Consider the following 8176-nt stretch of genomic DNA (forward strand, 5'->3'; position numbering starts at 1 on the left):
CGAGAGTTACTCGTCTTCCAGCTCGATGTTGATACCCAGCGAACGAATCTCTTTCAACAATACGTTGAAGGATTCCGGCATGCCTGGTTCCATCTGATGGTTGCCGTCCACGATGTTTTTATACATCTTGGTACGACCATTTACGTCATCAGACTTAACGGTGAGCATTTCCTGCAGGGTGTATGCTGCGCCATATGCTTCCAGCGCCCACACTTCCATCTCCCCGAAGCGCTGACCACCGAACTGAGCCTTACCACCCAGCGGCTGCTGAGTAACCAGGCTGTAAGAACCGGTAGAACGCGCATGCATCTTGTCATCAACCAGGTGGTTCAGTTTCAGCATGTACATGTAGCCAACGGTAACCTGGCGCTCGAATTGCTCACCGGTACGACCGTCGAACAGTGTGATCTGACCGGAAGTCGGCAGGCCACCCAGCTGTAACAGTTCCTTGATTTCAGACTCTTTCGCACCGTCGAAGACCGGCGTTGCGATCGGCATACCTTTTTTCAGGTTTTCAGCCAGACGCAGAACTTCTTCATCGCTGAAGGTACTCAGGTCAACTTTCTGACGAACGTCGGCACCCAGATCATAGGCACGCTGGATGAACTCGCGCAGTTTCGCGACTTCTTGCTGCTGTTTCAGCATGGCGTTGATCTTATCGCCAATACCTTTCGCAGCCATACCCAGGTGGGTTTCCAGAATCTGACCGATGTTCATACGAGATGGTACGCCCAGCGGGTTCAGCACGATGTCTACCGGCGTACCGTTAGCATCATGAGGCATATCTTCGATCGGGTTGATCTTAGAAATTACACCCTTGTTACCGTGACGACCTGCCATCTTATCACCAGGCTGGATCCGACGTTTAACCGCCAGATACACCTTAACAATCTTCAGCACGCCTGGTGCCAGATCATCGCCCTGAGTGATTTTACGGCGTTTCGCTTCGAGTTTTTTCTCGAACTCGTGTTTCAGTTCGTCGTACTGCTCAGCCAGCTGTTCCAGCTGATTTTGTTTCTCTTCGTCGGTCAGGCCGAGTTCCAGCCAGCGATCGCGAGGCAGTTTGTCGAGCTTCTCAGCTTCAACGCCACCGGCAACCAGCACCGCGTAGATACGACTGAACAGGCCAGCTTCGAGGATCTGCAGTTCTTCAGACAGGTCTTTCTTAGCCTGTTTCAGCTGCATCTCTTCGATTTCCAGCGCACGTTTGTCTTTCTCTACGCCATCGCGAGTAAAGACCTGAACGTCGATAATCGTACCGGAAACACCGTTTGGTACGCGCAGAGAAGAGTCTTTAACATCAGACGCTTTCTCACCGAAGATCGCACGCAGCAGCTTCTCTTCTGGCGTCAGCTGGGTTTCACCTTTCGGCGTTACCTTACCAACCAGAATGTCGCCACCGGTCACTTCTGCACCAATGTAAACGATACCGGACTCATCCAGTTTGGAGAGCGCAGCTTCACCCACGTTCGGGATGTCAGCGGTGATCTCTTCCGGCCCCAGCTTGGTGTCACGGGACACACATGCCAGTTCCTGAATATGGATGGTGGTGAAACGGTCTTCCTGAACAACACGCTCGGAAACGAGGATGGAGTCTTCGAAGTTATAGCCGTTCCACGGCATGAACGCGACGCGCATGTTCTGACCGAGCGCCAGTTCACCGAGGTCGGTGGACGGACCGTCTGCCAGTACATCACCACGTTCGACCGGCTCACCCAGGGACACACAAGGCATTTGGTTGATACAGGTGTTCTGGTTAGAACGGGTGTATTTGGTCAGGTTATAAATGTCGATACCTGCTTCGCCCGGGTACATCTCGTCTTCGTTAACTTTGATAACGATACGGGAAGCATCCACGTACTGAACGGTACCGCCACGTTTAGCAACTGCAGTAACACCGGAGTCAACGGCAACAGCACGTTCCATACCGGTACCAACCAGCGGCTTATCAGCGCGCAGAGTTGGAACGGCCTGACGTTGCATGTTCGCACCCATCAATGCACGGTTGGCGTCATCGTGTTCCAGGAACGGGATCAGGGACGCACCGACGGAAACCACCTGTTGGGTGGATACGTCCATGTAGTCAACCTGGTCGCGGCTGAACAAGCTGGATTCGCCTTTGCTACGGCAAGTTACCAGGTCTTCTACAAAGTGGCCTTCGTCATCCAGGTTGGAGTTCGCCTGAGCGATAACGTAGTTGCCTTCTTCGATAGCAGACAGGTAATGAATTTCGTCAGTTACAACACCGTCGGTCACTTTACGGTACGGAGTCTCAAGGAAACCGTATTCGTTAGTCTGTGCGTACACGGACAGGGAGTTGATCAGACCGATGTTCGGACCTTCAGGCGTTTCGATTGGGCATACGCGACCATAGTGAGTCGGGTGTACGTCTCGAACTTCGAAGCCTGCACGTTCACGGGTCAGACCGCCTGGGCCGAGTGCAGAGATACGACGTTTGTGTGTAATCTCAGACAGCGGGTTGTTCTGGTCCATAAACTGAGACAGCTGGCTGGAACCAAAGAACTCTTTCACTGCTGCAGAAATCGGTTTGGCGTTGATCATATCCTGAGGCATCAGGGTATCCAGATCGCCCAGAGACAGACGCTCTTTCACCGCACGCTCTACACGTACCAGGCCAACGCGGAACTGGTTTTCCGCCATTTCGCCTACGGAACGGATACGACGGTTACCGAGGTGGTCGATATCATCGACTTCGCCTTTACCGTTACGGATATCGATGAGCTTCTTCATCACGTCAATGATGTCGTCTTTGCTCAGGATACCGGAACCTTCGATTTCGTCGCGCAGCAGAGAACGGTTGAACTTCATACGACCAACCGCAGAGAGATCATAGCGGTCTTCGGAGAAGAACAGGTTCTCGAACAGGCTTTCAGCAGCTTCACGAGTCGGCGGCTCACCAGGACGCATCATGCGGTAGATTTCTACCAGTGCGCTCAGACGATCGTTAGTTGGGTCGACGCGTACAGTTTCAGAAATGTACGGACCGTGGTCCAGATCGTTAGTGAACAGCGTTTCGATACGCTTGTGACCAGACTGGCTCAGCTTAGCCAGCAGATCCAGGCTCAGCTCCATGTTAGCTGCGCAGATCAGCTCGCCAGTGGATTCATCAACGTAGTCTTTAGACGCAACTTTACCAGCAATGTACTCAACCGGAACTTCGATATGTTTGATATCGTCTTTTTCCAGCTGGCGAATGTGGCGCGCAGTGATGCGACGGCCTTTTTCGACGTAGATTTTGCCGTTAGCTTCGATGTCAAAGGAGGCGGTTTCACCACGCAGGCGTTCCGGCACCAGTTCCATCTGCAACTTATTGTCGCGGATCTCAAAGACGACTTTTTCAAAGAACAGATCCAGAATCTGCTCAGTGGTGTAGTTCAGCGCACGCAGAATAATGGTCGCAGGCAGTTTGCGGCGACGGTCAATACGTACGAACAGGTTGTCCTTCGGATCGAATTCGAAGTCCAGCCAGGAACCACGGTAAGGAATGATGCGCGCGTTATACAGCACTTTACCCGAAGAGTGGGTTTTACCTTTGTCGGAGTCAAAGAAGACGCCAGGACTACGGTGCAGCTGAGAAACGATAACACGTTCAGTACCGTTGATTACAAAGGTACCGTTGTCAGTCATGAGCGGAATTTCGCCCATGTAGACTTCTTGTTCTTTAATGTCTTTTACGGTGCCTTCCGGCGCTTCGCGCTCGTAGATCACCAGACGCAGTTTTACGCGCAGCGGTGCGGAATAGGTCACGCCACGAATCTGACATTCCTGAACGTCAAACACCGGTTCGCCAAGGCGATAGCTGACGTATTGCAGCTCGGAGTTACCGCTATAGCTCTGAATCGGGAAAACGGAACGGAAAGCTGCTTCCAGACCATACTGCCCTTCAGGATCTTGCTCGATGAACTTCTGAAACGAGTCAAGCTGGATAGAAAGGAGATAAGGTATGTCCAACACTTGTGGACGTTTACCAAAATCCTTACGAATACGTTTTTTCTCGGTATAGGAGTAAACCATTAGGGTTCCTCAGCTCGCTGACAAGTCGACCCATCTGTCCGACGAAGGGACAGTTTGTGCAACACTATTTTGTTGACCGGAAAATCGAATACTTTCCGCAATGCCTGTTGCTATCACGCTTAAACCATTTCATTGCGATTTACACAGAACTAACGCTCTGTCGCAGTATATTAAGGCGTCGATAGAAACAAGCATTGAAAGGCACAGCAGTAGTCAAACAGTGTGAAATGCTACTGGCGCCTTACAGCGCAAAAAGGCTGGTGACTAAAAAGTCACCAGCCATCAGCCTAATTGCTTAGGCTGCAACCAGAAAAGTTGGCTTATTTAACTTCAACTTCAGCGCCAGCTTCTTCCAGAGATTTTTTCAGTGCTTCTGCGTCGTCTTTGCTCACGCCTTCTTTCAGAGCAGCCGGTGCAGATTCTACCAGGTCTTTAGCTTCTTTCAGACCCAGGCCAGTTGCGCCACGTACTGCTTTGATAACAGCAACTTTGTTAGCGCCAGCAGCTTTCAGAATTACGTCGAATTCAGTTTTTTCTTCAGCTACTTCAGCCGGGCCAGCAGCTACAGCTACAGCAGCAGCAGCGGAAACACCGAATTTTTCTTCCATTGCAGAAATCAGTTCTACAACGTCCATTACGGACATAGCGGATACTGCTTCAATGATTTGATCTTTAGTGATAGACATTTAAATTGTTCCTGAAAATCAGAATAAGTTTATACGTAAGCAGATGCTTGATAAAGATAACTGCGATTAAGCAGCTTCTTTCGCATCGCGAACAGCAGCCAGAGTGCGAACCAGTTTGCCAGCCAAAGCTTCTTTCATGGTTGCCATCAGGCGTGCAATTGCTTCTTCGTAGGTCGGCAGAGTTGCCAGGCGATCGATTTGCGATGCCGGGATCAATTCACCTTCAAAGGCTGCGGCTTTGACCTCAAATTTTGCATTCGCTTTCGCGAAATCTTTGAACAGACGAGCAGCTGCGCCCGGGTGTTCCATAGAATATGCAATCAGGGTCGGACCAACGAACGCGTCTTTCAGGCACTCAAACTGAGTACCTTCAACAACACGGCGCAGCAGGGTGTTACGAACAACACGCATGTATACGCCGGCTTCGCGACCTGCTTTACGCAGTTCAGTCATTTTGTCTACAGTTACGCCACGGGAATCCGCAACTACTGCAGACAGCGCGCCTTTGGCTACTTCGCTGACTTCAGCAACAATCGCTTGTTTGTCTTGAAGATTTAAAGCCATTAGCTTTGCTCCTGGATGTTTGCCGGAACTCATGTTCCGGAACTCACTTCACTCTTCCCAACGGACAGAGCGTCTAAATACGGTGAGCAGAAACAAGCCAGAGTATCAGAAATAATCTTAGCGTTCTGTCACCGTCTACGCAGGGCATTAAGCTTCTTACGAAACACCTGCGGTCTTCGACGGAGGCCTGGATAGGCCAGGCTCCAACGAACAAATCTGTTTATTTGCTAACTTTCGTTAGCAAACGTGGGGGTAGAATTGTAGACAAATTCACCGCCCACGTAAAGCTAATCTTAGCTGTTCGCAGACGCGCTCAGACCAGCTTGATCAACGGCAACGCCAGCACCCATGGTGGTGGAGAGGCTAACTTTCTTGATGTACACGCCTTTTGCCTGAGTTGGTTTCGCTTTTTTCAGCGCAACCAGCAGAGCTTCCAGGTTTTCTTTCAGTTTGTCAGCGTCAAAATCCACTTTACCAATGGTAGTGTGGATGATGCCGTTTTTGTCGTTACGGTAACGAACCTGACCCGCTTTAGCGTTCTTAACCGCTTCAGCAACGTTCGGAGTTACAGTACCAACTTTCGGGTTTGGCATCAGGCCACGCGGACCCAGAACCTGACCCAGCTGGCCAACAACGCGCATTGCATCCGGGGAAGCAATAACAACGTCAAAGTTCATTTCGCCTTTCTTGATCTGGTCAGCCAGATCTTCCATACCTACCAGCTCAGCGCCTGCAGCTTTAGCAGCTTCAGCGTTTGCACCCTGGGTAAATACGGCTACGCGAACGGAACGGCCAGTACCGTGCGGCAGTACAGTTGCACCACGTACGTTCTGGTCAGATTTACGAGCATCGATGCCGAGGTTAACAGCAACGTCCACGCTTTCTACGAATTTAGCAGTGGCCAGCTCTTTCAGCAGAGCAATAGCTTCGTTGATGTCATACTGTTTAGTTGCATCAACTTTGTCACGGATCACGCGCATACGCTTGGTCAGTTTAGCCATTTCTTAGTCCTCCACTACCAGGCCCATGGAACGTGCAGTACCTTCAATGGAGCGAGTCATCGCTTCAATGTCGGAACCAGTCATGTCGGCAGCTTTGGTCTGCGCGATTTCCTGCAGCTGAGCGCGGGAAATTTTACCCACTTTGTCTTTGTTCGGCTTACCGGAACCAGACTTGATACCAGCCGCTTTCTTCAGCAGAACTGCTGCCGGAGGCGTTTTGGTAACGAAAGTGAAAGAACGGTCAGCATAAACGGTGATAACAACCGGGATCGGCAGACCTTTTTCCATGGAATCAGTTTTTGCGTTGAACGCTTTGCAGAATTCCATGATGTTCACGCCTTGTTGACCCAGTGCTGGACCTACCGGCGGACTCGGGTTAGCCATACCAGCTGCAACCTGCAGCTTGACATAGGCTTGGACTTTCTTAGCCATTCTAAATTCCTCTAGTTGGGTTATAGCGCCTCAGAGAGGCTCCCCGTGATAAAATTCGTTTTACGGATGCTATCCATAAAAACAAAAGGCGCGAAATTGTATTCCAATCTCGCGCCTTGTGCAACGATTAAATCGCCGCTTTTTTGATCGACGTGTTAGGCTTTTTCAACCTGAGCGAAGTCCAGTTCAACCGGAGTCGCACGACCGAAGATAGAAACAGAAACTTTCAGACGAGACTTCTCGTAATCGACTTCTTCAACAACACCGTTAAAGTCAGCAAACGGACCGTCACTAACGCGAACCATTTCACCCGGCTCGAACATCGTTTTCGGACGCGGTTTATCACCAACCTGCTGCAGACGGTTCATGATCGCATCAACTTCTTTGTCGCTGATTGGCGCCGGACGGTCAGATGTACCGCCGATAAAGCCCATCACACGCGGCACACTGCGCACCAGGTGCCAGCTTGCATCGTTCATCACCATCTGGACCAGTACATAGCCCGGGAAGAATTTGCGTTCGCTTTTACGACGCTGGCCACCACGGATTTCGACCACTTCTTCGGTCGGCACCATGACTTCGCCAAACAACTCTTCCATATTTTGTAACTTGATATATTCACGCAGCGATGTAGCTACGCGACCTTCAAAACCGGAAAACGCCTGAACGACGTACCAGCGCTTTTTAGGGGCTTCAGACATCTTAGAACCTCAGGCCAGTGATAAAGGATACCAGGCGAACCAGAATACCATCCAGTCCCCACAGGATCAGTGACATTACTGCGGTAACCGCAGCCACAATCAGCGTGGTGTGCAATGTTTCCTGGCGAGTCGGCCAAATGACCTTACGGACTTCGGTTCTCGCTTCACGGGCAAAAGCAACGGTCGCTTTACCTTTTGTTGTCAACAGCGCGACACCACCCGCTGCAGCAATCAGAATCACTACGGCCAGCGCACGCAGCGGCAACATCATGTCACGATAGAGGTAGTTGCCAACGATAGCTACAAGCAGCAATACAGCGACAACAACCCACTTCATCGCTTCCAGGCCGCGCCCGCTTCCTTGAGCTTCGGTATTCGCACTCATAAACCAACCTGTCAGAAGTATTCTACAAACATTTTCACCCCGCGTAAGCGAGGCGATCCAAACCGAAATGCTCTGGTGCGTTTCGGACTAAACGCCCTCTTCAGAGCCTGTCTCAGCAATGATTATGACAAAAAAAATCACTGATGAGCCAGGTTCTGGTGTGAAAGCGTGCAAAAAGGGCATCAAATGATGCCCTTTTATTGCGCATTGCGTCAAATGTTATCGGCAATTAGCTCATTACTTTGGCAACAACGCCCGCGCCAACGGTACGGCCGCCTTCACGGATTGCGAAACGCAGACCGTCGTCCATCGCGATCGGGTGGATCAGGGTAACAACCATTTTGATGTTGTCGCCCGGCATTACCATCTCTA

Annotated in this window: 8 protein-coding genes; all 8 read right to left on the bottom strand. The window is 50.8% G+C overall.

The window, feature by feature from the left end:
* Nucleotides 1–6 precede the first annotated feature (6 nt).
* Entirely contained in the window at nucleotides 7–4035 is a 4029-nt protein-coding gene (rpoB, locus tag OH663_RS24525) for a DNA-directed RNA polymerase subunit beta (RefSeq protein WP_048223455.1), read from the bottom strand.
* Nucleotides 4036–4355: 320 nt separating this feature from the next.
* The gene (gene rplL, locus OH663_RS24530; RefSeq protein ID WP_045438343.1) at nucleotides 4356–4721 is read right to left on the bottom strand and encodes a 50S ribosomal protein L7/L12; all 366 of its coding nucleotides are present in this window, start codon (nucleotides 4719–4721) and stop codon (nucleotides 4356–4358) included.
* 66 nt (nucleotides 4722–4787) lie between these two features.
* A complete protein-coding gene (rplJ, locus tag OH663_RS24535) occupies nucleotides 4788–5285 on the bottom strand; it encodes a 50S ribosomal protein L10 (RefSeq protein ID WP_200013319.1) in 498 nt (165 codons plus the stop codon).
* Between the two features lie 293 nt (nucleotides 5286–5578).
* Entirely contained in the window at nucleotides 5579–6286 is a 708-nt protein-coding gene (gene rplA / locus OH663_RS24540; RefSeq protein ID WP_045438335.1) for a 50S ribosomal protein L1, read from the bottom strand.
* A gap of 3 nt (nucleotides 6287–6289) precedes the next feature.
* On the bottom strand, nucleotides 6290–6718 hold the full coding sequence (rplK, locus tag OH663_RS24545; RefSeq protein WP_003033122.1) for a 50S ribosomal protein L11: 429 nt from the start codon (nucleotides 6716–6718) through the stop codon (nucleotides 6290–6292).
* Between the two features lie 155 nt (nucleotides 6719–6873).
* A complete protein-coding gene (gene nusG / locus OH663_RS24550; protein WP_003033125.1) occupies nucleotides 6874–7419 on the bottom strand; it encodes a transcription termination/antitermination protein NusG in 546 nt (181 codons plus the stop codon).
* A gap of 1 nt (nucleotide 7420) precedes the next feature.
* Nucleotides 7421–7804 (bottom strand): preprotein translocase subunit SecE, encoded by a 384-nt coding sequence (secE, locus tag OH663_RS24555; protein WP_003033128.1) that lies wholly within the window; start codon nucleotides 7802–7804, stop codon nucleotides 7421–7423.
* Nucleotides 7805–8033: 229 nt separating this feature from the next.
* A partial coding sequence (locus tag OH663_RS24560; protein WP_446661267.1) for an EF-Tu C-terminal domain-related protein occupies nucleotides 8034–8176 on the bottom strand: 143 nt, incomplete at its 5' end.

The sequence above is a fragment of the Citrobacter sp. Marseille-Q5395 genome (assembly GCF_947057495.1).
Taxonomy (GTDB): Bacteria; Pseudomonadota; Gammaproteobacteria; order Enterobacterales; family Enterobacteriaceae; genus Citrobacter; species Citrobacter murliniae.